The sequence below is a fragment of the Mesorhizobium sp. USDA 4413 genome (assembly GCF_056280365.1).
In genome coordinates, this window is the sequence record NZ_JBVPRP010000001.1 from 3260697 (window position 1) to 3284933 (window position 24237).

At 64.0% G+C, this 24237-nt stretch carries 25 protein-coding genes and 1 pseudogene; 16 read left to right on the plus strand and 10 right to left on the minus strand.

Annotated elements, in window-relative coordinates; translation table 11 throughout:
• The first annotated feature begins 81 nt into the window (after positions 1–81).
• The 3 genes from ACVMIM_RS15565 (at position 82) to ACVMIM_RS15575 (ending at position 2470) form a co-directional block, all read left to right on the plus strand.
• On the plus strand, positions 82–1413 hold the full coding sequence (locus tag ACVMIM_RS15565) for a dihydroorotase (RefSeq protein ID WP_476113006.1): 1332 nt from the start codon (positions 82–84) through the stop codon (positions 1411–1413).
• 51 nt (positions 1414–1464) lie between these two features.
• Positions 1465–1689 carry a hypothetical protein gene (locus ACVMIM_RS15570; RefSeq protein ID WP_476113007.1) on the plus strand — a complete coding sequence of 75 codons (225 nt, stop codon included), beginning with the start codon at positions 1465–1467 and terminating at the stop codon, positions 1687–1689.
• Positions 1690–1810: 121 nt separating this feature from the next.
• A complete protein-coding gene (locus ACVMIM_RS15575) occupies positions 1811–2470 on the plus strand; it encodes a nucleotidyl transferase AbiEii/AbiGii toxin family protein (RefSeq protein WP_476117242.1) in 660 nt (219 codons plus the stop codon).
• Positions 2471–2480: 10 nt separating this feature from the next.
• On the opposite strand, the gene ACVMIM_RS15580 is transcribed toward ACVMIM_RS15575, so the two are convergent.
• The 4 genes from ACVMIM_RS15580 to ACVMIM_RS15595 form a co-directional block, all read right to left on the minus strand.
• Positions 2481–3272: a hypothetical protein gene (locus ACVMIM_RS15580; RefSeq protein WP_476113009.1), complete on the minus strand. Its 792-nt coding sequence runs from the start codon at positions 3270–3272 to the stop codon at positions 2481–2483.
• Positions 3273–3404: 132 nt separating this feature from the next.
• On the minus strand, positions 3405–3662 hold the full coding sequence (locus tag ACVMIM_RS15585; protein ID WP_041002042.1) for a hypothetical protein: 258 nt from the start codon (positions 3660–3662) through the stop codon (positions 3405–3407).
• 376 nt (positions 3663–4038) lie between these two features.
• Entirely contained in the window at positions 4039–4416 is a 378-nt protein-coding gene (locus ACVMIM_RS15590) for a TIGR02301 family protein (RefSeq protein ID WP_278052417.1), read from the minus strand.
• Between the two features lie 71 nt (positions 4417–4487).
• Positions 4488–4913 carry an NUDIX hydrolase gene (locus tag ACVMIM_RS15595; protein ID WP_476113011.1) on the minus strand — a complete coding sequence of 142 codons (426 nt, stop codon included), beginning with the start codon at positions 4911–4913 and terminating at the stop codon, positions 4488–4490.
• A 117-nt stretch (positions 4914–5030) separates the two neighbouring features.
• Here ACVMIM_RS15595 and ACVMIM_RS15600 point away from each other — a divergent pair, with 117 nt between their 5' ends.
• The gene (locus ACVMIM_RS15600; protein WP_476113012.1) at positions 5031–5792 is read left to right on the plus strand and encodes an SOS response-associated peptidase; all 762 of its coding nucleotides are present in this window, start codon (positions 5031–5033) and stop codon (positions 5790–5792) included.
• 111 nt (positions 5793–5903) lie between these two features.
• Here the strand turns inward: ACVMIM_RS15600 and ACVMIM_RS15605 are convergent, their stop codons facing one another.
• Positions 5904–6059: a hypothetical protein gene (locus ACVMIM_RS15605; protein WP_476113014.1), complete on the minus strand. Its 156-nt coding sequence runs from the start codon at positions 6057–6059 to the stop codon at positions 5904–5906.
• Positions 6060–6450: 391 nt separating this feature from the next.
• Here ACVMIM_RS15605 and cysS point away from each other — a divergent pair, with 391 nt between their 5' ends.
• The 9 genes and pseudogenes from cysS (at position 6451) to ACVMIM_RS15650 (ending at position 14145) form a co-directional block, all read left to right on the plus strand.
• A complete protein-coding gene (gene cysS / locus ACVMIM_RS15610) occupies positions 6451–7902 on the plus strand; it encodes a cysteine--tRNA ligase (RefSeq protein ID WP_476113016.1) in 1452 nt (483 codons plus the stop codon).
• Positions 7899–8018: pseudogene (locus ACVMIM_RS15615) on the plus strand (endonuclease domain-containing protein); the annotation flags it as partial. The gene cysS and the pseudogene ACVMIM_RS15615, both read left to right, overlap by 4 nt.
• Positions 8015–8401, plus strand: a complete 387-nt coding sequence (locus ACVMIM_RS15620; protein WP_278052408.1) for a VOC family protein — start codon at positions 8015–8017, stop codon at positions 8399–8401. The pseudogene ACVMIM_RS15615 and the gene ACVMIM_RS15620, both read left to right, overlap by 4 nt.
• 21 nt (positions 8402–8422) lie before the next feature.
• The gene (locus tag ACVMIM_RS15625; protein WP_476113018.1) at positions 8423–8914 is read left to right on the plus strand and encodes a GFA family protein; all 492 of its coding nucleotides are present in this window, start codon (positions 8423–8425) and stop codon (positions 8912–8914) included.
• Positions 8911–9387, plus strand: a complete 477-nt coding sequence (locus ACVMIM_RS15630) for a GFA family protein (protein ID WP_278052411.1) — start codon at positions 8911–8913, stop codon at positions 9385–9387. Before ACVMIM_RS15625 ends, ACVMIM_RS15630 begins: the two co-directional genes overlap by 4 nt.
• Complete coding sequence (pip, locus tag ACVMIM_RS15635) at positions 9384–10349, plus strand: prolyl aminopeptidase (protein ID WP_476113021.1); 966 nt, start codon at positions 9384–9386, stop codon at positions 10347–10349. Before ACVMIM_RS15630 ends, pip begins: the two co-directional genes overlap by 4 nt.
• Positions 10350–10402: 53 nt before the next feature.
• Entirely contained in the window at positions 10403–12019 is a 1617-nt protein-coding gene (gene cimA, locus ACVMIM_RS15640) for a citramalate synthase (RefSeq protein WP_476113023.1), read from the plus strand.
• Between the two features lie 453 nt (positions 12020–12472).
• Positions 12473–13402 carry an EamA family transporter RarD gene (gene rarD, locus ACVMIM_RS15645; protein WP_476113025.1) on the plus strand — a complete coding sequence of 310 codons (930 nt, stop codon included), beginning with the start codon at positions 12473–12475 and terminating at the stop codon, positions 13400–13402.
• 56 nt (positions 13403–13458) lie between these two features.
• Complete coding sequence (locus ACVMIM_RS15650; RefSeq protein WP_476113027.1) at positions 13459–14145, plus strand: glutathione S-transferase; 687 nt, start codon at positions 13459–13461, stop codon at positions 14143–14145.
• Between the two features lie 3 nt (positions 14146–14148).
• Here ACVMIM_RS15650 and ACVMIM_RS15655 read toward each other — a convergent pair whose 3' ends face one another.
• Positions 14149–15144, minus strand: a complete 996-nt coding sequence (locus ACVMIM_RS15655) for a transporter (RefSeq protein ID WP_476113029.1) — start codon at positions 15142–15144, stop codon at positions 14149–14151.
• Between the two features lie 148 nt (positions 15145–15292).
• Positions 15293–17926 carry a bifunctional diguanylate cyclase/phosphodiesterase gene (locus tag ACVMIM_RS15660; protein WP_476113031.1) on the minus strand — a complete coding sequence of 878 codons (2634 nt, stop codon included), beginning with the start codon at positions 17924–17926 and terminating at the stop codon, positions 15293–15295.
• A 339-nt stretch (positions 17927–18265) separates the two neighbouring features.
• Between ACVMIM_RS15660 and ACVMIM_RS15665 the strand changes: the two genes are divergently transcribed.
• The 3 genes from ACVMIM_RS15665 (at position 18266) to ACVMIM_RS15675 (ending at position 20470) form a co-directional block, all read left to right on the plus strand.
• Positions 18266–19237, plus strand: a complete 972-nt coding sequence (locus ACVMIM_RS15665) for an MBL fold metallo-hydrolase (RefSeq protein WP_476113033.1) — start codon at positions 18266–18268, stop codon at positions 19235–19237.
• A 37-nt stretch (positions 19238–19274) separates the two neighbouring features.
• Positions 19275–19736 carry a tetratricopeptide repeat protein gene (locus ACVMIM_RS15670; RefSeq protein WP_476113035.1) on the plus strand — a complete coding sequence of 154 codons (462 nt, stop codon included), beginning with the start codon at positions 19275–19277 and terminating at the stop codon, positions 19734–19736.
• A gap of 251 nt (positions 19737–19987) precedes the next feature.
• Positions 19988–20470, plus strand: a complete 483-nt coding sequence (locus ACVMIM_RS15675; protein WP_476113037.1) for a DoxX family protein — start codon at positions 19988–19990, stop codon at positions 20468–20470.
• A 28-nt stretch (positions 20471–20498) separates the two neighbouring features.
• Here ACVMIM_RS15675 and ACVMIM_RS15680 read toward each other — a convergent pair whose 3' ends face one another.
• The 3 genes from ACVMIM_RS15680 to ACVMIM_RS15690 all read right to left on the minus strand — a co-directional run bounded on the left by ACVMIM_RS15680 (position 20499) and on the right by ACVMIM_RS15690 (position 23955).
• Positions 20499–21281, minus strand: coding sequence for a glucose 1-dehydrogenase (locus tag ACVMIM_RS15680; RefSeq protein ID WP_476113039.1), 783 nt, complete (start codon positions 21279–21281; stop codon positions 20499–20501).
• A 181-nt stretch (positions 21282–21462) separates the two neighbouring features.
• A complete protein-coding gene (locus ACVMIM_RS15685) occupies positions 21463–22491 on the minus strand; it encodes an isopenicillin N synthase family dioxygenase (protein ID WP_476113041.1) in 1029 nt (342 codons plus the stop codon).
• Positions 22492–22608: 117 nt separating this feature from the next.
• Positions 22609–23955, minus strand: a complete 1347-nt coding sequence (locus tag ACVMIM_RS15690) for a S41 family peptidase (protein ID WP_476113043.1) — start codon at positions 23953–23955, stop codon at positions 22609–22611.
• Positions 23956–24237 lie beyond the last annotated feature (282 nt).

Consider the following 24237-nt stretch of genomic DNA (forward strand, 5'->3'; position numbering starts at 1 on the left):
GTGAAATCGGCCTGATCTTGCAAAACGTTCGCTCATTACGTAAGCCGGCCGCACTCCCCCCGCAAGAGATTGGACCTGCCCATGGCGACCACCTTCGACCTCATCCTGACAGGCGGCACGGTGGTCAATCATGACGGCGAGGGCCGGCGCGACATCGGCGTGAAGGACGGCCGCATCGCGCGGATCGGCGATCTCGGCCAAGCTTCGGCCGGCGAAACCATCGACTGCACGGGCCTGCACATCCTGCCGGGCGTCGTCGACAGCCAGGTGCATTTCCGCGAACCGGGTCTGGAGCACAAGGAAGACCTGGAGACCGGCTCCCGCGCCGCGGTGCTGGGCGGCGTGACCGCCGTCTTCGAAATGCCCAACACCAATCCGCTCACCACCAGCGAGGCAGCGCTGGCCGACAAGTTGCGGCGTGCCACGAACCGCATGCATTGCGACTTCGCCTTCTGGGTCGGCGGCACGCGCGACAATGCCCGTGATGTCGGCGAATTGGAGCGGCTGCCGGGCGCCGCCGGCATAAAAGTGTTCATGGGCTCGTCCACCGGCGATCTTCTGGTCGAGGACGACGAGGGCGTCGCTTCGATCCTGCGCAACACCCGCCGCCGCGCAGCCTTCCATTCGGAGGACGAGTTCCGCCTACGCGAACGGCTCGGCGAGCGCATCGAGAGCGATCCGTCGTCGCATCCGGTCTGGCGCGACGAGGTCGCGGCGCTGCGCTGCACGGAGCGGCTGGTGCGCATCGCCAGGCAGGCGCGCGCGCGCATTCATGTGCTGCACATCTCGACGGCCGAGGAGATCGACTTCCTCGAAAAGCACAAGGACGTCGCGACCTGTGAGGCCACGCCCCACCATCTGACGCTGAGCGCCGACGACTATGCCAGGCTTGGCACGCTGATCCAGATGAACCCGCCGGTGCGCGCCGCCCGCCACCGCGACGGCGTCTGGCACGGCATTTCCCAAGGCATCGTCGACGTGCTGGGGTCGGACCATGCGCCGCATACGTTGGCCGAGAAGGCAAAGCCCTATCCGGCCTCGCCGTCGGGCATGACAGGGGTGCAGACCCTGGTGCCGATCATGCTGGACCATGTGAATGCCGGCCGGCTCACCTTGCAGCGCTTCGTCGACCTTTCCAGCCATGGTCCGCAGCGCATTTTCGGCATGGCCAGGAAAGGCCGCATCGCGGCCGGCTACGATGCCGATTTCACGGTCGTCGACCTGAAACGGCGCGAGACCATCACCAACGCGCAGGCCGGCTCCAAGGCCGGCTGGACGCCCTATGACGGCAAGGAGGTTACCGGCTGGCCGGTCGGCACCATCCTGCGCGGCACGCGCGTCATGTGGGATGGTGAGATCGTCACGTTCGGCCAGGGCAAGGCCGTGGAGTTTTCCGAAGCGCTGCCGGTCTAGTCTCCGCCAGCATTGGATTTGTTAAGCGCTCTGCACTATCTTGAGCGCACTATGACCGCGAATATTGCGCCGATCATTCCTGCAGACTTTCCCGAGCTCCAGGCTCTCACCTGGAACCGCGATGTCGCGCGCCCCATCCCCGCGAAAGAGGCCTTTGCCCTTTACGAGCGCAATTGGCGTTTTGTCGATCAAAAGCGCCTTACGGCACGTGAGAAGCTGCTTATCATGAGGTTGGCTGACGAATTTGGCCACGGCATCCTTCTGACCACATCGTGACAATCCATCTTTCTATCCTCGACGCGCGCAACCGCTGCGCCGGAAGGGATTACGGCGGGCAGAGATCGTGAAGGCGTTCGGAAAGCCGGAACACAGGATAATTGCCGAAGCCCTCGGGCTGATGGATCGTGACTTTCTGACGGCCACCCAATGCTGGTTTGGCGGGGGCACGGCCATTGTCATGAAACTCGGCGAGTATCGTCGGTCACTGGATCTGGATTTCCTTTGCGCCGATGCCGGCGGCTACCGCGAGCTGCGGACACGAGCCTCGGAACTTGGCGTTCGGGCCTTTTTCCCCGAACCCGTCGAAGCCATCCGGGATTTCCAGATCGATCAATATGGCCTGAGGACCGTTGTACGCCTCAAAGGCCAACCGATCCGGTTTGAAGTCGTCCGGGAAGGCCGAATCGACTTGCGCGGTCACTTCGACGAGGATTTGAGGATACCGGCTCTCGTGCCTGCAGACATGTTTGCCGAGAAGCTGCTGGCGAATGCCGACCGATGCCAGGATCGTGCAATAGCATACCGAGACGCCTTCGATCTGGGTATGCTTGTCACGGCCTATGGGCAAATCCCAACTGAGGCCCTCGACAAGGCGCAAACCGCTTATGGCCCCGACATCGAACGCAAAGTCGTTTGGGTCGTTGGCAAGCTCCGGGACAAAGGCGAACTACGCGACGCAGCCGACATTCTCCAAATGGATGTTACGGTGGGAACCGACGCTATTTCGGCCTTGCGGAAGGAAGCGGTTCGCCTATGGCCGGAGGCCGCCAAAAGATGAAGTTCTTGGCTCAGTCCCCCGCGACGAAAAACAGCCACTGTCCCGTCGGCGTGATGCCGACACGGTAGAAGATGTAGGCGCCGAACTGCTTCATGTCGCCATAGTCGCTGGCCGTGACCAACTTGAACAATTCGACGCGTTGCCGGGGATCAAGCTTGTCGAGCGGCAGCGCGAAGAAATACGGCCAGACATAGAGTTCCTGCGGCGTGCCGGTGTCGACATGCACATAGCCGGCCGAAAGTACCTCTTCAAGGATGGCGAGGATCTCCTGGCCGTCGCCGTCGCCCGAGAGGCCCTTGAGGAAGGTGACCGGGTCGCCGTCAATGTCGCCCAGCGACAATTGCGTCATGGCATCGCCTTTGCCGATCAGCGGCCTCAGCTTCTCGATGTCGCCGCTTTTGCAGGCCTCGATGATCAGCCCATGCATGCGCTTTACTGGTTCGGGAAGCGTGTTGAGGTCGTAAACGACCGCGGGCGGCCGCGCGTCGGGATCGGCGCGCGGGCTGGTGATGCCGCCATTGGCGGGCGGCGTTTCCGGCTCCGACTTGTCGGTGTCGTCGGCCGGTTGGCCGCTGTCCGTAGGTTTGGTGCCGGGCGCCTCCGGCACCGGCACTGTGGCGCCGGGCGCGCCGCTGTCCTCATTGGCGGGCGGGGTGACCGGGGAGGGCAGGTCCTCGCGCTGGATCTCGCTCAGCGCGTAGGAAGGCGTGCTGGCGAGGCACAGCGGCAGCGCAAGGCAGGAAGCGGCGATCAGGATGTTGAGGGCCTGCCCGTGCGGCCGGCCTGACATCAAAAGTTTCACCGCTTACCTCTCCATTGTTACCTGGCCCGATCCGAGCGGCGCTCTGAGTAATCAAGAGCATGGGCATGATGCCCAACCGGCGCGCCGCCGTCAAAAGTCGCTCGCAAAAAAGTCGCTATCGAAAAGGGGGAACTAGTGCTTCAGCCGTCCAGGCTCGAAGGCGCCGGCGATCACTTTCTCACGCATGCGGTCGAGCAAGGCGAGCGCCGAGGTCTCGCCATTGGCGCGCAGCATCTCGCCGAAAGCCGTCTCCAGTGCTGCTTCGGCGATGATTTCCGGCTCAATGCCAGCCGACAGGCCTTCCGCCCAGGCTTCGCTGTGGCTCTCCACCGCAGTCAGGCGCTTTTCTTCCCTGACCAACGCGTCGATGTCGCTGACACCATGTTCCATTGCGATGTCCACCTTCTGCAAGCAGCGATCCGACCGATGGATCCGGCTTGGTCTGCCAGTTCGTCGGCAGTCTTTACTAAGTCGTTGTAAATACGACATTTTTAGGGTCGAAATCTACATTGTCGGAGAGACTGCCCTCAATCGATGCCGAGCTTAGCCGATTACACCGGCTTGCGGCATCAAAACCTTCAGTTTGAGTTAATTCCACAATTGCGCACTAACGTTTCATTAACGCTGTTGCGCAGGTGCAACACATGATTGCCCCAGAGCGGGACAGGAGGCAATAAGGGACGTCACATTGACGCGGATCGCCGCAAAAAAATGCTTATGACATTGCCGCCGGACGAGCCGGGCTCAATTGCCGTACGAGCGGGGCTCAATTGCCGTAGCGGGAGGCGATATCGCGCGACAGCGTCTCGCCTTCCTTCATGTAGCGGGCGATGGCCTCGGTCGCCGAAGGGGTGCATTGCGTGTAGGTGCCGCTGAAGGAGCGGTAGCCGCGGTTGAACGAGGCGATGAAGCGGGCGCGCCGGTCGGGATCGGGATTTTCCGACTCCAGCAGCTTTTCCATCTCGACCCGCCACTGGTCGCCTTTTTCGCCACAGAGATTGCGCAGGAAATGCAGCGAGCCGAGCACTTCGGCCAGCCGCATCAATCCAGGCTCGAAAGGCGCCTCGGCGGCGAGCGCCGGCGGTGCCGGTACAGCCATGCTGACGGCGAGGCACGCGGCGAGATAAGCGGAAGCGCGGGTCATCAAAGCCTTGCAATGAAAGGGCAGGGCTTTGTGGCGAAACATTTTGTCGCCGGCAAGGCCATTCTGGATGCTCACCGCCTGGCGCCTTGCGCGGGGCCGAGCAACTCCTCGGCGACCGAGAACACGTCGCCGGCAAGCGGCATCCCTGCCATTTCCGCCAGCGTGTAGAACCCCGCGGTCTCGGCGTCGTCGTTTGCCACGGGCTCGCCGCCTGCATAGGCGGCGCCGAACACCGTCAGCAGGTAATCGACCGCGTGATTCTCAGCACGTCCGTCGATATGAATGTCGCGCAGCGGGCGATAGCCTGTCGCCTCCAGCCCGGTTTCTTCCAGCAATTCGCGCGCCGCCGCTTCCGCCAGCGTTTCGCCCGGCTCGACCTTGCCGCCGGGATAGGCGTAGAGCCCTTGCGACGGCGCCCGCGCACGCTTGACCAGAAGCACGGTGCCGCCGCACACTACGGCGACGGAAACGGCCGGTACGATCTTGCGCTGTTCCATGCGTGCCGATCTTTCTGCAGCCTTTTGTGGACCGATTGGGCGAATCCAGCTTTAGCCGTTGCGGCCTGGCGGTTCCATCGCCACTTTCATGGCGCATCAACCGATGAGCCCAGATCCATGTGCGGACGCTTTGCCCTGACCGCCACGCCGGACCAGACCGCCGCCTTCCTCGGCCTTGCTGAGCTCGAGGAATTTCCGGCCCGCTGCAACATCGCGCCGACACAGCCGGTGCTGATGGCGCTTGCCAGCCCGCCGCGGGAACCCGGCTCGAACCTGCCGGACCGCCAGGCGATGCTGGTGCGCTGGGGCCTGATCCCGGCCTGGGCCGAGGACACCAAAGCGTTTCCGCTGCTCATCAACGCCCGCTCCGAAGGCGTGCTGCAAAAGGCCTCGTTCAAGGCAGCCATGCGCCATCGTCGCGCTCTTGTGCCGGCATCTGGCTTCTACGAGTGGCGGCAGTCGGGTTCGGCTAAGGGCCAGCCTTACTGGATCCGCCCGCGGCGCGGCGGCGTTCTCGCCTTCGCCGGCCTGATCGAGACTTACTCCGAGCCTGGCGGTTCCGAGATGGACACCGGCGCGATCATCACGACCGAGGCGAATGCCGGCATCGCCCATATCCATGACCGCATGCCTGTGGTGATCGAGGAGCGCGACTTCGCCCGCTGGCTCGATTGCCGCACGCAAGAGCCGCGCGACGTGCTCGATCTGCTGAAGCCCGCCGAGCCCGATTTCTTCGAGGCTATCCCGGTTTCCGACCTTGTCAACAAGGTCGCCAACACCGGGCCGGAGATCCAGGAGCGCGGCATCGTTTCGCCGCAAGCCGAAAAGCCCAGGCGCCCGAAGCCGGGCGCGGACGAAAACCAGATGAGCTTGTTCTAGCGAAGGTTATCAGCCTTGAGGCTGCTTCCGGAGGCCTTCATCTCCAGGGGCGCTCCAGCGCCCTCATCGCCGGCGTTCCCATCGTTGGGGACCGTGCCGGTCGTGCCGTTTTCAGGCAGCGCGCGGCGAAACGATCTTCTGCGCGGGCTTCTTCTTCTTCGCAGTGTGAAGGAGGGCCGCGACGATTGCCGCAGGGCCGATTGCGCGGTAGTGGCTGGCGAGAGCCGGCTGCGTTTGTCGGTTCTGTTCCTGCTTGTTGCGACCCATGTTTCTCTTCCCTGGTAACAGTTTCGTGCTCAGCGTTTGGCGGCTGATTCCGTCCAAATCGTGACATCTGGCGGTCTAGCCAGCGAATGTTTCATCACTGTGCCGACATGTTTAATAAAATGTTTCGCCCCGTCTTTACCTGTGATCCAGCGACATCTTTCCTAAGCCGAGCGACTTGACGGCAACACCCGCCGGCGCGATAAAGCCGGCCATGAAAACGTCTTTCGCCATTTGTGGCATTTGCATTATTGGCTAGCCTCGCGCTGGTCCGGACGTTTTCGCCTTATCTTTCCCTAGATTGGACAAACGCCCCGGCCAGCAGGCTGGAGCCCGATCTGCGCCTTTGGCGCAGAGCTGGTTTCAGCGAATCCAAATCAAGGACCGGGACCGCATGTCGGACGCAACAAAGGGCCTCAGCCTCTACAACACGCTAACGCGGACCAAGGGACCATTCGTCCCGATCGATCCGCAAAATGTGCGCATGTATGTCTGCGGCCCGACCGTCTACGACTTTGCCCATATCGGCAATGCGCGCCCGGCGATCGTCTTCGACGTTCTCTTCCGTCTGTTGCGCCATCTCTACGGCGAAAGCCACGTCACGTATGTGCGCAACATCACGGATGTCGACGACAAGATTAATGCTCGCGCGCTGCGCGACTTCGGCGGCGACATCGCGGCCGGAAAGCTCTCGCTCAACGATGCCATCCGCAAGGTCACCGAAAAGACGGCCGACCAGTACCACAAGGACGTCGCGGCGCTCGGCTGCCTGCCGCCGACCTACGAGCCGCGCGCGACCGAGTTCGTCGCGCCCCGTGCCGACGGCAAGGCCGACATGCTGTCGCTGATCCGCCAACTGATCGAGCGCGGCCACGCCTATGTTGCCGGCGGCGAGGTGCTGTTCGACACAGCCTCGATGCCCGACTATGGCGAATTGTCGAAGCGCAATCTCGACGAGCAGCAGGCGGGCGCCCGCATCGCGGTCGACGCGCACAAGAAGAATCCCGGCGATTTCGTGCTGTGGAAATTGTCGAGCCCGGAAGAGCCCGGCTGGGAAAGCCCGTGGGGTAGGGGCCGGCCCGGCTGGCACATCGAATGCTCGGCCATGTCCGCCGCCTATCTCGGCGAGGTCTTCGACATCCATGGCGGCGGGCTGGACCTGATCTTCCCGCACCACGAGAACGAGATCGCCCAGTCGCGCTGCGCCCACGGCACCAAGGTCATGGCCAATGTATGGATGCACAACGGCTTCCTGCAGGTCGAAGGCCAGAAGATGTCGAAGAGCCTCGGCAATTTCTTCTCGATCCATGAGCTGCTGGAGACCGGGACTTTCGGCGGCCGCACCTGGCCGGGCGAGGTGCTCAGACTGGCGATGCTGATGACGCATTACCGCGAGCCGATCGACTTTTCCGTGCGCAAGCTGGAGGAGGCGGAGAACACGCTGCGCAAATGGAAGCGGGCGGCGGACCTCGCGTCTCAGGCGGCCAAGGAATTGCCGGCCGAAGTGGTGGAGGCGCTGTCGGACGACCTCGCCACCTACACTGCCTTCCAGCGGCTGACGCAGCTCGCCGGCGAGGCCATCGAGTTCAGCGGCGACGGTCAGAACGCCGCCGCTGCTTCGCTGAAGGCGGCACTCGCCTTCCTCGGCTTCGACGTGGGCGCGGCCAAGGTGGACGAAGCCGCGATCGCCGAGGCGATCGCCCGGCGCCTGAAGTTCATTGCCGACAAGAATTGGGCCGAAGCCGACCGCATCCGCGAAGAACTCCTGGCGCAGGGCGTGCAGCTCAAGGACGGCAAGGACCCCGCCACCGGCGAACGCGTGACGACATGGGAGATCAGGCGGTGAGGCGCTTCTGGAACGACGACGTGATCCGCGATATCGACAATGTCTGCCAGCACATCGTCATCGTGGCCGGCTTGGCCGATGTGCCCGCGCCCCCAACGGAGGAGCTCGTTACATGATCGATCATCTCGGCATCACCGTTTCCGATTTCGACGCATCGAAGGCCTTCTACGACAAGGCGATGGCCCCGCTGGGGGCTTCGCTGCTCTACATGGTGCCTGAGCAATATACCGGCGGCGCCAAGGTCGGCGGCTATGGCCGCGACCGGCCGGTGTTTTGGCTGAGCGCCGGCAAGGACAAGCCGAAGGACCACCAGCATGTCGCCTTCACCGCGCGCAGCCGCGCCGAGGTCGACGCCTTCCATGCGGCAGCGCTTGCCGCCGGCGGCAGGGACAATGGCGCGCCGGGCCTGCGTCCGCATTATCATCCCAATTATTACGGCGCCTTCGTCTTCGATCCTGACGGCAACAATGTCGAGGCGGTTTGCCATGAGCCGGAGTGAACCGATGATTGGAGGTGTGTCATGAGCCTCGACAATAGGCCGGTCTACACCGGCGGCTGCCAGTGCGGCGCCGTGCGCTTCCGCGTCGAGGGGGCGTTGGGTGACGCCTCGGTCTGCCATTGCCGCATGTGCCAGAAGGCGAGCGGAAATTTCTACCTTCCGCTGGTCTCGGTGCGCGGCGCCAGGCTCGAGTGGACGCGTGGCGAGCCGAAGCGCTTCCGCTCGTCCAACGCGGCCCGGCGCGGCTTCTGTGCCGAATGCGGCACGCCGCTGACCTTCGAGGCGCCGGACGGCGTGGCGCTGGCGATCGCCGCCTTCGACGATCCGCCCGGCATCGCGCCCACCATCCAGTGGGGCGTCGAGGCGAAGCTTCCCTATGTCGACGGCATTGCAAAACTGCCATCCGAGGAGACGATGGGCGATGTCTCGTCGGCGCCTTATCTTGCCGAGCTCGTCTCGTATCAGCATCCAGACCACGACACCGACCAATGGCCGCCGGAGGAAAAACCATGACCGATGAAGTTAGAACCGGCGGCTGCCAATGCGGCGCCGTACGCTTCCGCATCCACGGCAAGCTCGGGCGCCCGTCCATCTGCCATTGCCGCATGTGCCAAAAGCAGTTCGGCAATTTCTTCGGCGCTCTTGTGACGGTGCCGAAGGACGGCGTCGAATGGACCCATGAGGAACCGAGCTATTTCCAATCCTCGGTCAACATCGATCGCGGCTTCTGCCCCCGCTGCGGCACGCCGCTGACCTATCGCCAGCCGGGCGGGCTGGAAATCGCCATCGGCGCCTTCGACGACCGCTCCGACCTCGCGCCGCAAATCCAGGTCAACTACGCCGTGCGGCTGCCCTGGGTGGAGAAGATCTTCGAGGCGCCGATCCATGACGACCCCGATTACTACCGGCGGCAGGAGCAGATCATCTCGTTCCAGCATCCCGATCACGAGACGGCCAACTGGCCGCAGCAGGGCCTGAAACTATGACGATCCACGGCAGTTCGTTGCGCACGCTCTATCCCGAAATCGAGCCCTTCGAGTCGGGCATGCTCGATGTCGGCGACGGCCACATTGTTTACTGGGAACGCTGCGGCACCAGGGGCGCCAAGCCCGCCGTGTTCCTGCATGGCGGCCCGGGCGGCACCATCTCGCCGAAACACCGGCGGCTGTTCGATCCGAAGCTCTATGATGTCGTCCTGTTCGACCAGCGCGGCTGCGGCAAGTCGACGCCCAACGCCTCGCTGGAGGCCAACACAACCTGGCATCTGGTCGCCGATATCGAGCGGTTGCGCACAATGTGCGGCTTCGACAAATGGCTTGTCTTCGGCGGCTCCTGGGGCTCGACGCTGGCGCTAGCCTATGCCGAAACCCATCCCGAGCGCGTCAGCGAGCTCGTCGTGCGCGGCATCTATACGCTGACCCGCGCCGAGCTCGAATGGTATTATCAGTTCGGCGTCTCGGAAATGTTTCCCGACAAATGGGAGCGGTTCCTGGCGCCGATCCCCGAGGCCGAGCGCGGCGACATGATGGCCGCGTACCGCAAGCGGCTGGTCGGCTCCGACCGCAAGGCACGGGTCGAGGCCGCCCGCGCCTGGAGCATCTGGGAAGGCGAGACGATCACGCTGCTTCCCGAACCCGAGACCAGCGACCCGTTCGCCCAGGACGACTATGCTGTCGCCTTCGCCCGCATCGAGAACCACTATTTCGTCCATGCCGGCTGGCTGGAGGAGGGGCAGCTTTTGCGCGATGCCTGGAAGCTGAAGGACATCCCCGGCACCATCGTCCACGGCCGCTACGACATGCCGTGCCCGGCGAAATATGCCTGGGCGCTGCACAAGGCCTGGCCGAAGGCGGATTTCCACCTCATCGAGGGCGCCGGCCACGCCTATTCGGAGCCCGGGATTCTGGACCGGCTGATCCGGGCGACGGATCGGTTCGCGGGGAAATAGTGATGCACGTTCGCGCTCCACGGTGAGGGAGCGCGGCATTTCGAGCTACTGCCATGACAAAGCAACGCCTCTACCTCTTCGACACGACCCTCCGCGACGGCCAGCAGACGCCGGGCATCGACTTTTCGGTCGAGGACAAGATCGCGATCGCCAAGCTGCTCGATGAGTTCGGCATCGACTATGTCGAGGGCGGCTATCCGGGCGCCAACCCGACCGACACCGCGTTCTTCCAGAAGAAGCGGACCGAGAGCGCGAAATTCGTCGCCTTCGGCATGACCAAGCGGGCAGGGGTGTCGGCCTCCAACGACCCGGGGCTGGCGGCGCTCGTGCAGTCGAAGTCCGACGCCATCTGCTTCGTCGCCAAGAGCTGGGACTATCATGTCCGCGTCGCGCTCGGCTGCAGCAACGAGGAGAACCTGGAGTCGATCAAGAGCTCGGTCGAGACGGCCGTCGCCGCCGGCAAGGAAGCGATGGTCGACTGCGAGCATTTCTTCGACGGCTTCAAGGCCAATCCCGATTACGCGCTGGCCTGCGCCAAAACCGCTTACGAAGCCGGCGCGCGCTGGGTGGTGCTGTGCGACACCAATGGCGGCACACAGCCTTCGGAAGTGCGCGCCATCGTCGAAAAGGTGATCGCCGGCGGCATTCCCGGCGACCATGTCGGCATCCACGCCCATGACGACACCGGCCAGGCGGTGGCGAATTCCCTTGCCGCCGTCGAGGCCGGGGTGCGCCAGATCCAGGGCACGCTGAACGGCATCGGCGAGCGCTGCGGCAATGCCAACCTGATCACCATCATTCCGACGCTTGCGCTGAAGCCGGCCTTCGCCGACACCTTCGAAACCGGCATTTCGGCCGAAGATCTGACAGGAATATCCAGGCTTTCGCGGGCCTTCGACGAATTGCTCAACCGCGCGCCGGAAGCGCAGGCGCCCTATGTCGGGTCCTCCGCCTTCGCGACCAAGGCCGGCATCCATGCCTCGGCTCTGGCCAAGGAGCCGGCGACCTACGAACATGTGCCCCCGGAAGCCGTCGGCAACCGCCGCCGGGTCATGGTTTCCGACCAGGGCGGCAAGGCCAACTTCCTTGCCGAGCTGAAGCGGCGCGGCATCGACGTGCCCAGGGACGATCACCGGCTCGACTCCCTGATCGCGGTCGTCAAGGAGCGCGAGGCCGAAGGCTATGCCTATGAAGGCGCCGACGCCTCCTTCGAGCTCTTGGCGCGCAAGATGCTGCACGGCCTGCCGGAGTTCTTCAGCGTCACCGCCTTCCGCTGCATGGTCGAGCGCCGCTTCGACGCCAACGGCAATCTGAAGACCGTCTCCGAAGCGATCGTGAAAGTCGAGATCGACGGCGAGGAGAAGATGTCGGTGGCCGAAGGCCACGGCCCGGTCAATGCGCTCGACATCGCGCTGCGCAAGGACCTCGGCAAATACCAGAGCGAGATCGTCGACCTCGAGCTTGCCGACTTCAAGGTGCGTATCCTCAACGGCGGCACCGAGGCCATCACCCGCGTCCTGGTCGAATCGCACGATTCCACCGGCGCCCGCTGGTGGACGGTCGGCGTGTCGGAAAACATTATCGACGCCTCCTTCCAGGCGCTGATGGATTCGATCGTCTACAAGTTGATGAAGAACCGCGAGATGGCCGGACTGGTGGCGGCGGAGTGACCTAAGGCGCCCCTCCCACTTCGGCTGCGGTATGCACACATTTCCAGGCGGCTGGCCTGTGGCGATAGCGTGCATGGCAGCTTGGCGCATGCATTGTCCAATGTAGCGCTGGTCGACCCCCACTCCGTCTCGGCAGCCACCTCTCTCCCCCGATCGACGGGGTAGAGGAAAGGCGCCAAGCCTTTTGCCGCCAACGCTCGTCCAGCAGCGCTTCCTTCCTTTCCCTCCGGAGGGGGGAAAGGTGGCGCTGCGAAGCAGCGACGGATTGGGGGAACCACGTGCCAATCAAGCCGAGGCTCGATCAGTCGCGCCAGCCACAGAAGATCTGTGCATAGCGTGGCCCACTGCGTGGGGCGAGGAAGCAGCGCCCGCTTGAACCATCACCAAAAGTCCGTTGATCCATCATAATTTTGTGATGGTCTTGAGCGGTCCGCTGGGCCATAGCGTTAGGCCATGGTGACCGCTACAGCCGATCTCGATCACGATGCCAGGGCCCGGCGCGGCTTCCTCCTGGCGCTTGGCGCCTATTTCCTTTGGGGATTGCTGCCCTTCTACATGAAGGCGGTGGCGCATCTACCGCTTGCAGAGGTGATCGCCAACCGCGTCGTCTGGTCGGTGCCGATCGCGGCGGCAGTGCTCATCTGGGCCGGCCGCACCGCCGACTTCAAGGCGGCGATCCGCTCGCCCAAAAGCCTTGCCATGGCCGCGCTCACGGCGGTGCTGATCTCGATCAACTGGGGCATCTATGTCTGGGCGATCTCGGTCGGCCGCACGGTCGAGACGGCGCTTGGCTACTACATCAATCCGCTGGTGGTCATCGTCGTCGGGGCAGTGCTGCTTGGCGAGCGGCTCGACCGCTTGCAGATCGTCGCGGTGGCGCTGGCCGCGATCGCAGTGACGGTGCTCACCGTCGAGGCGGGCAAGCTGCCTTGGGTGTCGCTGGCGCTGGCCTTCTCCTTCGCCGCCTATGGCTTTTTCCGCAAGACGCTGCCGATCGGCCCGAGCCAGGGTTTCCTGCTCGAAGTGCTTTTGCTTTCAGTGCCGGCGCTTTGCTACATTGTCTACCTGATCGCCACCGGCCAGGATCATTTCATCTCCAGCACGGGTGCCGACACGGCGCTGCTGATCGGCTGCGGCCCGATCACCGCGGTGCCACTGCTGCTGTTTGCCTTCGGCGCCAGGCTGCTGCGCCTGTCCACCATCGGCATCATGCAATATATCGCGCCGACCATGGTGTTCCTGATCGCGGTGCTCGTCTTCGACGAACCGTTCGGCGCTACGCAGGCGATCGCTTTCGCGCTGATCTGGACGGCCCTGGCTATGTATAGCTGGTCGATGTTCAGGGGCCGTGAGGTTCGCCCGCCGGCGCCCGCAACAAGATAGAGATGCGCGCAACGCTTTTGCGTCTGGAATTGCGTTGAACAGGAAAGAGGCGCCCGATGTACGTTCTGCATATCGGCAACAAGAACTATTCGTCCTGGTCGTTGCGGCCATGGCTGCTGATGCGTGTCCTCGGCATTCCTTTCGAGGAGCGGCTGACGCCGTTTCCGAGCGGACCGAGTTTCGACCTCTACCGGTCGTTCTCGCCGAATGGCCGCGTCCCGTGCCTTGTGGATGACGGCTGGGCGGTGTGGGATTCGCTCTCGATCGTCGAATATCTGGCCGAGCGTCACGAGGGCGTGTGGCCGTCGGACGCCAGGGCGCGCGCCTGGGCACGGTCGGCCGCCGCCGAAATGCATTCGAGCTTCACCGCGATGCGCAATCTCTGCCCGATGAGCTGCGGCGTGCGGGTCGAGCCGTTGCCGATGTCCGGTGCGCTGAAGCACGACATCTTCCGCATGGGAGACTTGTGGAACGATGGCCTTGCGCGTTTCGGCGGACCGTTCCTGGCCGGCGACCGTTTTGGTGCCGTCGATGCCTTCTTCGCCCCCATCGCATTCAGGGCGCAATCCTATGGCCTGACGTTCGAAGGCGAAGCGGCTGCCTACCCGCGGCGGCTGCTCGACCTGCAGGCCATGCGCGAGTGGTACGCGGCCGGACTTGCCGAGACGTGGCGCGAACCGGGCCACGAAGCCGAAGTCCAGGCCGCCGGCACGATCGTCGAGGATCTGCGGGCAACCGGGTAGGCCTCAGACCCGCCCCAGCCGTCGCACGGCCATATAGACGATGGCGGCGATGACGACCGAGATCGCCGTCACCACCCAGAATCCGGACGGCATGTCGACCAGCGGCACTCCGCCGACATTCATGCCGAACAGGCCGGAGATGATGGTCATCGGCAGCAGCACCGCCGTCATGACGGAGAGGATATAGAGCAGCTGGTTCGACTGCTCGGTGAGCTTCGCCATCAGCTCGTCCTGCAGCAGCCTTGTGCGGGCCTGCAATTGCTCGCCGTCATGATGGAGCGTATGGGCCCGGTGCGAAAGCCTCGTCGCCATGTCGTTGATCGGGTCCGGAAGCTCGTTGCGATGCGAATGGTCGAGGTGGCGGAAAAGGTTGGTGAGCGTCGCCATCTGCCGGTGGATGAGCACCAGCTGCCGGCGCGCGTCGACCAGCGCCTGGCGTTCATTGTGCCACGCATCGCACACGATACGATCCTCGATGCCGTCGAGCGTGTCGCCCATCTTGTCGAGCTCGGCCGCCATGCCGTCGAGTGACTGGCCCATTACCGCCTCGATCAGCTCGGCCGGCGTGCGGAATTTTCGCGCGCCGCTCTCCACCAGCTTGCGGATCTTGTCGACCGATTCCAGCGGCTGCTTGCGGGCGCCGACCAGCATCCTTTCGTTGAAGGCGAAGCGGAAATGAGTGAGACCGCGCGCCTCGGCGAAATCGTGCCTGAGGTCGGGCAGGTCGCCATAGAGGAAGTCGTCCTCGAAATCGATCTGGCAGCCATGGCTGGGCGATAGGAAGGCATCGCGCACCGCCCCCGGCAGGGCCTGCTCGGCGCCGATCTCCTGGCGGGCGCGCATGTCGGTGATCTGGTAGCTGCGCCAGCTCCAATGCGCCTCGGCGGGGTCCTGGGTGCGGGAGCCGTCGGCCCTGAAATGGTAGATGAAGAACAAGCCGTGCTCGTCCGGCAAATAGGGCGAGAGGTCGGTGCCTTCGGCAGGGAGGGCGATGTTCATGGCGGGTTCGCCGGCTCTTGGGGCGGTCGGGGTCGCGGGGGGCGGCCAGCCATGTTTCTAGCACGCGCCACCCGTTTGGGTGTGACAGTTCGATGACGTCGATCGCAGCGTTTCTGTGCGGCAGAACGCAACTGGGATGAGTCTGGCGTCAGCCCGCCGCCAGCCATTTGCGGGATTGAGCGAAGGCTCTGAAGGCCTCGCTGTCCATCGGACGGCCGAAAGCGAAGCCCTGCAGTATGTCGCAGCCGAGTTCCTTGAGGATGCGCGCATGCTCCATCGTTTCGACGCCTTCGGCCACAACCTCGATACCGAGCGACTTGCCGATCTCGATGATCGACGACACGAGCCGGCGCTGAGCCCTCGAGGCCGTGATAGGCGTGATGAGCTGGCGATCGATCTTAAGGCGGCGCGGCTGCAGCTTGAGCAGGCTGACGACCGACGCATGGCCTGTGCCGAAATCGTCGATCTCGATGTCGATGCCGAGTTCCTTGATCTGTTCGATGTTCCAGGAGACCAGGTCGTCGTTCTCGTCGAGGAAAATCGATTCCACCAGCTCGAACGACACGGTTCCTTCCCTGATAGCGAGCTGGCGCAGGCTATCGATCAGGTCCTTGTCCTCCAAGCGTCTTGCCGAGACGTTGACGGACACACGGGGAATGTTGAGACCGTCGAGCGACCAGCGCCGGAAATTCTCCAGTGCCTGCCCGAGGACCGCCCGGTCGATAAGCGAGACGACGTTCAGTTCCTCCGCCACCCTCAGAAAGAGGTCTGGGGTGAGGGTGCCGCGTCGTGGATGCAGCCAGCGCGACAGAGCCTCGACGCCGACGATCTCCAGCGTGTTGGCGTCGAACTGCGGCTGATAAAAGGCAACGAACTCGTTGGCTTCGAGCCCGCTGAGGATCTCGTCGGCTGTCTGCTTGGTCTTCACGATCTCGCTTTGCAGCTCTTCGTTGAAGAACTCGTAGCGATTGCGGCCGCGGCTCTTTGCCCGGTAGAGGGCAAGGTCCGCATTGACCAGCAGCTGCCTTGCATCGACGCCCTTATTGGCCGCGATGCCGATGCTCACGCCGAACCGGCACTGGTGGCCCTGATAGTCGACCGGCTGGCGCATTTCCTCGATGATGCGATCGGCGAGCGAGGCGAGCTTCTCTTCGCCGCGCCCATGGCTCACCACAACGAATTCATCGCCGCCGATGCGCGCCACGAAATCGGATGCCCCGGCATTGGCTTTGATGACCTTCGAAGCATGCATCAGCATGGCGTCGCCCGCCGCGTGGCCCAGCGTGTCGTTGATGTGCTTGAAGCGGTCGAGGTCCAGATGCAATAGCGCGGCGTTGCCGTCGAGCGGGCTACTTTCGGCCAGCATCTGGTCGAGATAGCGGCGGTTCGGCAAGCCGGTCAGCGAATCGTGCAGCGCCACGTGCTCGATCCGAGCATTGGCCATTTCCAGCTCGGCGTTCTTCGACTCGGAAAGCTGGCGTTCCCGCACCAGGGTTTCGTTGAGCAGCACGTCGCTGGTCACGTCCCATTCTGCGCCGATCATTTTCGGCGTGCCGTCGCTGTCCTGGAAATAGCTTGCACGCGCGCGGACGTGGCGCACGGTGCCGTCCGGGCGAAGCAGCCGGTACTGCGAGGAGTAGGGACCCTTTGCGGCCACGGCGAGGTCGAACTCGCGCTGCGCCCGTGCGATATCCTCTGGGTGGACCGCCAGTGCCCAGTCGTCGTAGCCGCGCGATTTTCCGTCGGCAGGCTTGCTGTAGATCTCGTGGACGCGATCGTCCCACAGCAGCTCGTCAGTGACGAGGTCTTGCTCCCATACGCCGATGCCCGAGGCCTCCAGCGCCAGTTCCAGCCTTCCCGACAGGCGCCTCAGTTCCGCGTAGTTTTTCTGCCTTTCGCCGAACAGCCGCCCGGCCACCAGGATGGGCAGCACTACCAGCGCGGCGGCGAGTCCCATGAGAGCCTGCAAGACCCGCTCGTTCTTCGGCACGGTCGGCCAACCGCCCTTGGGGATTGCCGATATCTGCCAGGAACCGAACGGCAGCTGCACTTCTGCCTTCACCGGATTGTTCTTGACGATATCGGCGCCACCGAAGAAGCGCTGGCCGTCACCGCCAAGCGCATCCTTTCCGGTAAGTGCCACGTCTATGTCGAGATCGGGATCGCTGAGGCCGCTTGCGGCGTAGAGCCGGTCGATATCGATAGCCGCCGAGACAAGGCCCCAGAACCGATCGCCGCCGCCCGCTGTCGGCACGAAAACAGGGATCCGGCCGATGAAGGCGCGCCCGCCCTGTCTCAGGTCGACGGGGCCGGCAAGCACGGATATGCGTTGGTCGCGCGCCCTAAGCGCCGCCACGCGTTGCGCCTCGTTCTTTCGGTAGTCGAGCCCGATCGCCTTCTCGTTGCCCTCCATCGGATACATCAGCGAAATGACAAGGTCGGGCGCGCCGCCAATATTGCGCAGCTGCGATTTTTGCTTGAAGAGATTGGCGGCGAGGGAGGCAAACCTCTGCTGCCCCATATAGGGCTCGGTGACGATGGCCGAGACAAGGCCCTGAACCAGCTGGAGATTGCCGTTGATGTTGCCTTCCAGCTTGGCGCGGATGATGTTGACCTTGTAGAGGACGTCGGCGCGCGTGAGTTGGTCCGAGACCCTTTTGTTCTGCTGGTCGAGGAAGATCGCGCAGATCAGGAGCACGACGAAGGCAATCGCCGCCGGCAAATTGGCGGACGAAAAAACGGCCTCTCTGACGCGGCCGAGACTGAAACCCGCTCTGATCAAGTCGACCCGAATGCCTTTCCTGGACGGCGATCCATCGGCCGAACCTAGTAGAAAGTGCTTAAATCAACACTTCCGCGGCTGCCGAAAGTCTCAGCATCGCGGCCTCCATCCCGCATTCGATCCACAAATTGAAGCCATGCTTAACGCCGCCTAACTGACGGTTTCATTCTTCCGAACTTTTTTCGCCGGCCCGGGAATAAAGGGCGGACCTTCCCGGTCTTGCTGTGTAGCGAGGCCGGCATCCCAGCCACGCGCGCCCGGAAGGAATGCTGCGATGACCAGGAGGTCCCGGGAAAACAGGAAAATTGCCGTCGGCAAGCCATGAAGAGGAGATTTCCGATGTTCAATATGACACGCCGAATGGTGCTCGGTTCCGCCGCCGCCGCTGCCGCCTTCGGCATTGCCGGCAAGCTGGAATTCGTGCCCGCCGCTTACGCTGAAACCCCGGTCGAGCCGCTGGTCGGCTTCTATAAATACAAGGTCGGCTCGCTCGAGGTCACCGCCGTCTATGACGGCATCTGGCGCAAGCCCCACGATCCGGCCTTCATCAAGGACGTGTCGGTCGACGACACCAAGGCGGCGCTCGCAAAAGCGGGGCTGACTACCGAGTTCATGCCGATCCCGCTCACCGTCGTGGTGCTTAAGATGAACGGCCGCACCATCATGATGGACGCCGGCTCCGGCGTCGGCCAGTGGCAGGCCAACGCCACGCATCTGCCGGCCAACATGAAAGCCGCCGGCATCGACTACAAGGCGATAGACACTATTCTGATCTCGCATTTCCATCCGGACCATGTCTGGGGCCTGATGGAGAAGGGCACCAGCGCACCAGTGTTCCCGAATGCCGAGCTGATCGTCAACGCCACCGAATACAATTGGTGGACCGATCCGAGCCGCCTCGCCAAGCTGCCCGAGGGCCGCAAGCCGGCGGGCAAACGCATCGCCGAGAACTTCCCGAAATGGAAGAACTGGAAGCTGGTCGAGGACGGCGCAGAAGTCGTGCCCGGCATCCGCATCATGGCGGCGCCCGGCCACACGCCTGGACACTCAGTCTATCATGTCGATGCCGGCTCCGAGCAGTTCCTCGTCTCGGCCGATACCATGTATGTCCCAGCGCTGCTCGCTCCGCATCCCGACTGGCAGGGCAGCTACGACCAGGACGGGCCGATGGCGATCACCACGCGCCACAAGATCATCGACCAGGTGATCGCCGACAAGGTTCGCATCTGCGGCTCGCACTTCCCGTTCCCCGGCACAGGCAGCTTCGTCAAGGACGGCAACGCCTATGCCTTCACCCCAACTGAGATCTGATCTCAAATCGGATCCTGAACAGAAAGCGACAGCTCTCATGAAACACGCACTTTTCGCGGTGCTCGGCGCCATTGCCGTGCTGACCGCGGCCCCCATCGCCATCGCCATTCCGGCCTATGCCGTGGACGACATCGAAGGAGCCGACGCGCCGGACCTGACGGCCGTGAAGGCCAAGATCGAGGCCAAGGACTATAAGGGCGCGCTGGCCGACCTGCGCGACCTCGCGCAGGATACCCAGCAGGCCGACGTCTACAATCTGCTCGGCTTCACGCTGCGCAAGACCGGCGACTACCAAACCTCGCTCACCTACTACACCAAGGCGCTGGAGCTTAAGCCCGACCACAAGGCCGCGCATGAATATCTGGGCGAGCTTTATGTCGAGACCGGCGACATGGCAAAGGCGAACGAGCAGCTCGCCTCGCTGCAAAAACTCTGCCCGTCGGGATGCGAGGAGCTTTCCGACCTCAAGCAGGCCATCGATACGAAGGTGACGAAGTAAGACGTCTATTTCCTCGCCCCGCAAAGCGGGAGCGGTGGCCGCGAAGCGGCCGGAGAGGGGCCCGGCACGGACCTTGCCCCTACGAGCGCCGACTTTTGGGCGCCACGGCGGTAGCGCCCGAAAACCGGAGCCGACGTTCCTCTCCCTCGCGCCAGCTCCGACCTTTTCAACCCGATTCAACCCGAGCACGTGCGACAGCGCGTCCATCAGCCTGGCGCGCGCACGCATGTTTGCAAAGATTGGAGCCGACGATGATCCGGACCGAACTAGCCCAAAAGCTTCACGCCAGGGACGTGGTCCTGCTTGCCGGCCGTCTGCTTCTATCGCTGATCTTCGTGCATGAGGGTCTGCAGCTGGCGACGCATTTCGAGGGCGCCGAGAAGGCGATGGCCGCGCTCGGCGTCGGCACGCCGCTGCTTTTGGCCACCATTGCGCTGCAGCTCGGCGCGGGCCTTTCGGTCGCGCTCGGCATTCTGGCGCGGCTGGGCGCGATCGGGCTCGGCCTGTTCTGCCTGATGACGGCCGGCCTCTTCCACACCAATTTCGCCAGCCAGAACGAATTGCTGCATTTCGAGAAGGATTTGGCGATTGCCGGCGGCATGTTCATCTTGGCGCTCGCCGGTTCCGGCAGGCTGTCGGTGGACAGGGTGCTGGCTGGGTTCGCGAAAGGGCCCAAGATCGATCCGCCTGTCGAGCAGCATCTGTCGGCGGGGGAGAGGAGCCTGCCGGTCTGAGGCTGGGCCTGTGCGAGGTGAGGGACCTCTACAGCACGCTCGTGATCCCGCCATCCACCAGCAGCGTCTGTCCCGTCACAAAACTTGCCGCATCCGACGCCAGGAACACCGCCGCGCCCGCCAGTTCCTCGACGTCGCCCCAGCGCCGCATCGGCGTGCGGCCGGTGAGCCAGGTCGAGAATTTCTCGTCAGCAACCAAGGCGGCGTTGAGTTCCGTCTTGAAGTAACCGGGCGCAATCGCGTTGACACGCACGCCGTGCTGACCCCATTCGCCGGCCATCGATTTGGTCAGCATGGTAATCGCGCCTTTGCTCGCCGCGTAGGGCGCGATCGAGGGGCGGGCGAGCGCGCTCTGCACCGAGGAGACGTTGATAATGACGCCTTTGCGGCGCGCGATCATGCCCTTGACCGCGGCGCGGCTCACCTTGAACACGCCATCGAGATTGGTCGCCATCAGCGCGTCCCAGTCGGTGTCGGAAAAAGTCTCGAGCGGTGCGCGGCGCTGGATGCCGGCATTGTTGACCAGAATGTCGATCGGCCCGGTGCCGCTTTCGCTTGCCGCGATCGCCGCGTCGACCGACTGCGTGTCGGTAACGTCGATTATCGCTTCCGCCACCGAATAGCCGTCGGCGCGCAGACGGTCGCCGGCAGTCTTGAGTTCGTCTGCCTTGCGGCCGCCGATGGTGACGCGCGCGCCGGCAGCCGCAAGCGCTTGGGCGAAGGCAAGACCCAGCCCGCGGCTGGCACCGGTGATGAAGGCATGCCGGCCTTCGAGGCCGAAGAGACGGCCGAGATAATCAGTCGAACGCAATTTGCACCTTCATCGATCTGTCGCCGGCAAGCCCCGGCTGGCACCAGCGTGCCGCGCAGTTTGATGAAGCGCAAGGCGGCAGCCATTGTTTCCTTGGAGGCAGTCTCGAAGTTGAGATCCTTCGCAGCGTAGCCGGTGATCGTCTTCCCACTGTGTCGCCGTCCGATGTGCGCGCAGGTCTCTAGGCGGCGGCCGGTCGCCTTGGCTTGCGCAGGGGCTTCACACCGGCCATCTCGACGAAATTGGTCGCCGACTCCCAGAGGTAGTCGCCATAGAGGAAGGGCGCGAAGTCGCTGGCGCCCTTGATCGGCAGCGGCGCGATCTCGGCGTCGACGCGCGGCTCGTAGAAGAAGGGGATCGAATAGCGCACCGTCTTCGGCGCGATCACGCGGTGACGCGTCGCCTGAACCACGCCGCCCGTCCAGCGTTCCAGCAACTGGCCGAAATTGACCGCCAGCGTGCCGTCGGCGGGCGGCACATCGATCCATTCGCCGGTATGGTTCCTGGCCTGGAGGCCTTCCACGCCGTCCTGCGCCAAAAGCGTCACGAAGCCGGAATCGGCATGCTCGCGGCCGATCACCAGCCGCCGCTCGCCCTTGTGCACGACCGAATATTCAGGTTTCGACAGGTCGACCGCGCCCTCCTCGGTGCGCAGCGGATAGCGGATCAGCCTGAGCGTCGAGATGCCGCCCCGGAAATGGCCGTCGAAAATGTCGTCCTCGAGCCCGAGGCTGCGCGCGATCGAGGCCATCAGCGCCGCACCGACCTTTTCCATCGAGCGATAGTAATGCGCGACTGCCGCCTTCCATCCTGGAACGTCGCCCTCGGCGGGCAGCGGCGTGCGCTCCAGCAGCGGATCGTCGGCGGCGAATTCGGCGTCGGCATGGGCGATATCCGGCCCCATGTCGATCCCTTCCTTGTAGGACACCGCGGTCGGCTGCAACGGGAACCAGCCGCGATAGTAGTTCGATTTCGACGGGTCGAAATTCCAGCGCAGCAGCTTCCGCTTTTCGGCGTCAGGCAGCTCAAAGATCTTCAGCAGTTCGCCGCGCCGTTCGCGCGTCAGAAGCTCCGCACCGGGAAAATCGCGCGCGGTCATGAAGCCGATGCCGGAGGCAGCAGTGAAGATCCGGCGGTCGGCCTCATCGCGAGCCCGCGAGGGCGGGCCGAAGAGCGGTGCGATGTCGATGGCGGGGATGGTCTCACTCATTTCTCGATCCTTGCGATCCTTGGGAACCGGCGTGCCGCAATCGTGAAGAAGCGCATGCGCGATGGCAACCCGGTGGCGCAGGAAGGGCTAGCAACCCGCCTGTCGCGCGGTGACCCGCTATCCGTGCCTCGCTACTGCCGCCTGGATGGCGGCCATCCCCGGATCGCGGCCTTTGAGCAGGTCGTTGACCGACCAGGGCGCCGCTATGTCGGGATCGAGCGTCTTCACAGAGATCGGCTTGCGGCCCTTGCCTTGGTCGATTGCCGCCGCGGTCGTTGGCGGCGTTCCGGTGGCCGAGCCCGGCTGGGCGATACCGACGAAACAGTCGCCATAGGTCCGGCAACCGTCCTGAAGATCGTAGCGCTGTGTTGCGTATTGCAGCGTCACGCCCGAATGCGGCAGCGATACCTGTTGCTGGTCGGCGAAGAACGTCAGCCGGTCGCCGGGCGTGTCACCGACCAGCGTCACGCGGTCGCCGCCGGCCTGCTTGAGATAGGCGACATCGACCATTCCGGCCGAGAAAGTGAACGGACTTTCGAGCACGAACACGCGCCCTTGCGGCCCGATGCGTGCCGGCCAGGCGGTGAGAAAATCCCGCGTCAGCATGAAATTGCCGCCGGTGTTGAAGCGCATGTCGAGGACGAGATTCTTGCGGCCGAGGCGAGACCGGTCGGCCTCGACCTTGGCGAGGAAGTCGCCGATCCTGCCGGTCTTGTCGTCGAGGTTCCGTCTGATCTCGACGACGATCGCGTCGAGCTCCGGCGCGTCCCGCCAGCGGAATGCCCGTTGCTGATCCTGCAGCGGCCAGGGCACGCGGTCCTTCGGAAGCAGCTTCACCCAGTCTTTGCGCTGCGGCTCCGGCGCAAGCTTGCGCTCGATTACATGGCCGTCGCCGGCCTGGAAGCGATAGGTCGCATCGCCTGTGGCGCGGGCAAGTCCGAGTGCATGCAAAAGGTCCGGCCGCGCCAGCGCGTCCATCGCCTCTATGTCGCGCCAGGCCGCGACCCCGCCATGCAGGCTGCGCAGTGCCGAACCGACGGCCGCAGCCGGATGACCGTCGACCGCGATCAGCCTGCTGCCCAGAAGATCGCTGTTCCTGGGGCTCGCCGTGATGACGTAGAAGGCGCCGCCCACCGGCAGGAAAGACACCGGCGCCCCCTCAGCATGCGGCAGTTTGCAGGTGGTGTGGCCATTGTCGGCCAGCGCCGCGATCTGGCAGAGATCGACGGCGAATACCGCTGCCTCGGTCGAGCCGGCTTTCGCCTCCAAGGTCTGCAGCCGATGCTCGGCCTCCCTGCGGGCCTCGTCCGAATAGGATCGGTCGGCCTCCAGGAAATCTCGCCGGAAGATATTCAGGTCCTCGGTCTGAGCCTCGCGCGACGTGGCGCCGTCCGGCGCGGCGGCGCGGCCAAGCGCCGCCAGGAGGAAAAAGAATGTCAGGGCACTCAACCGGCCAAACATCATCGGTCCCTCATCTTCGATGCCCGGCCCCATCGCCACAGGCCCGAACAATGAGGCAGCCCGGCGTTCGGGCGCGTTCAAATCTTCGCGATCGGGCCCTGCCTGCAGGCGGTCGTCGGCGACGCATCGCGTCGGCCGCTTCCGGCAACGCGCAAGGGTCGCTCCACGGCCGCTTACGGATTGGCGTAAGGCCTTGTCGACATTCGTCTAAAGATGGCGATCCGCCTTCGAACCGGCAGGCAGATTTTGCTGCGAATCCGGGTCGCCTCAGGCTGCGATCCGAAT

Coding starts and splice junctions, on each gene's coding strand:
- ACVMIM_RS15565 (WP_476113006.1), top strand. CDS start 82: ATGGCGACCACCTTCGACCTCATCCTGACAGGCGGCACGGTGGTCAAT.
- ACVMIM_RS15570 (WP_476113007.1), top strand. CDS start 1,465: ATGACCGCGAATATTGCGCCGATCATTCCTGCAGACTTTCCCGAGCTC.
- ACVMIM_RS15575 (WP_476117242.1), top strand. CDS start 1,811: ATGGATCGTGACTTTCTGACGGCCACCCAATGCTGGTTTGGCGGGGGC.
- ACVMIM_RS15585 (WP_041002042.1), bottom strand. CDS start 3,662: ATGGAACATGGTGTCAGCGACATCGACGCGTTGGTCAGGGAAGAAAAG.
- ACVMIM_RS15590 (WP_278052417.1), bottom strand. CDS start 4,416: ATGACCCGCGCTTCCGCTTATCTCGCCGCGTGCCTCGCCGTCAGCATG.
- ACVMIM_RS15595 (WP_476113011.1), bottom strand. CDS start 4,913: ATGGAACAGCGCAAGATCGTACCGGCCGTTTCCGTCGCCGTAGTGTGC.
- ACVMIM_RS15600 (WP_476113012.1), top strand. CDS start 5,031: ATGTGCGGACGCTTTGCCCTGACCGCCACGCCGGACCAGACCGCCGCC.
- ACVMIM_RS15605 (WP_476113014.1), bottom strand. CDS start 6,059: ATGGGTCGCAACAAGCAGGAACAGAACCGACAAACGCAGCCGGCTCTC.
- cysS (WP_476113016.1), top strand. CDS start 6,451: ATGTCGGACGCAACAAAGGGCCTCAGCCTCTACAACACGCTAACGCGG.
- ACVMIM_RS15620 (WP_278052408.1), top strand. CDS start 8,015: ATGATCGATCATCTCGGCATCACCGTTTCCGATTTCGACGCATCGAAG.
- ACVMIM_RS15625 (WP_476113018.1), top strand. CDS start 8,423: ATGAGCCTCGACAATAGGCCGGTCTACACCGGCGGCTGCCAGTGCGGC.
- ACVMIM_RS15630 (WP_278052411.1), top strand. CDS start 8,911: ATGACCGATGAAGTTAGAACCGGCGGCTGCCAATGCGGCGCCGTACGC.
- pip (WP_476113021.1), top strand. CDS start 9,384: ATGACGATCCACGGCAGTTCGTTGCGCACGCTCTATCCCGAAATCGAG.
- cimA (WP_476113023.1), top strand. CDS start 10,403: ATGACAAAGCAACGCCTCTACCTCTTCGACACGACCCTCCGCGACGGC.
- rarD (WP_476113025.1), top strand. CDS start 12,473: ATGGTGACCGCTACAGCCGATCTCGATCACGATGCCAGGGCCCGGCGC.
- ACVMIM_RS15650 (WP_476113027.1), top strand. CDS start 13,459: ATGTACGTTCTGCATATCGGCAACAAGAACTATTCGTCCTGGTCGTTG.
- ACVMIM_RS15655 (WP_476113029.1), bottom strand. CDS start 15,144: ATGAACATCGCCCTCCCTGCCGAAGGCACCGACCTCTCGCCCTATTTG.
- ACVMIM_RS15665 (WP_476113033.1), top strand. CDS start 18,266: ATGTTCAATATGACACGCCGAATGGTGCTCGGTTCCGCCGCCGCCGCT.
- ACVMIM_RS15670 (WP_476113035.1), top strand. CDS start 19,275: ATGAAACACGCACTTTTCGCGGTGCTCGGCGCCATTGCCGTGCTGACC.
- ACVMIM_RS15675 (WP_476113037.1), top strand. CDS start 19,988: ATGATCCGGACCGAACTAGCCCAAAAGCTTCACGCCAGGGACGTGGTC.
- ACVMIM_RS15685 (WP_476113041.1), bottom strand. CDS start 22,491: ATGAGTGAGACCATCCCCGCCATCGACATCGCACCGCTCTTCGGCCCG.
- ACVMIM_RS15690 (WP_476113043.1), bottom strand. CDS start 23,955: ATGATGTTTGGCCGGTTGAGTGCCCTGACATTCTTTTTCCTCCTGGCG.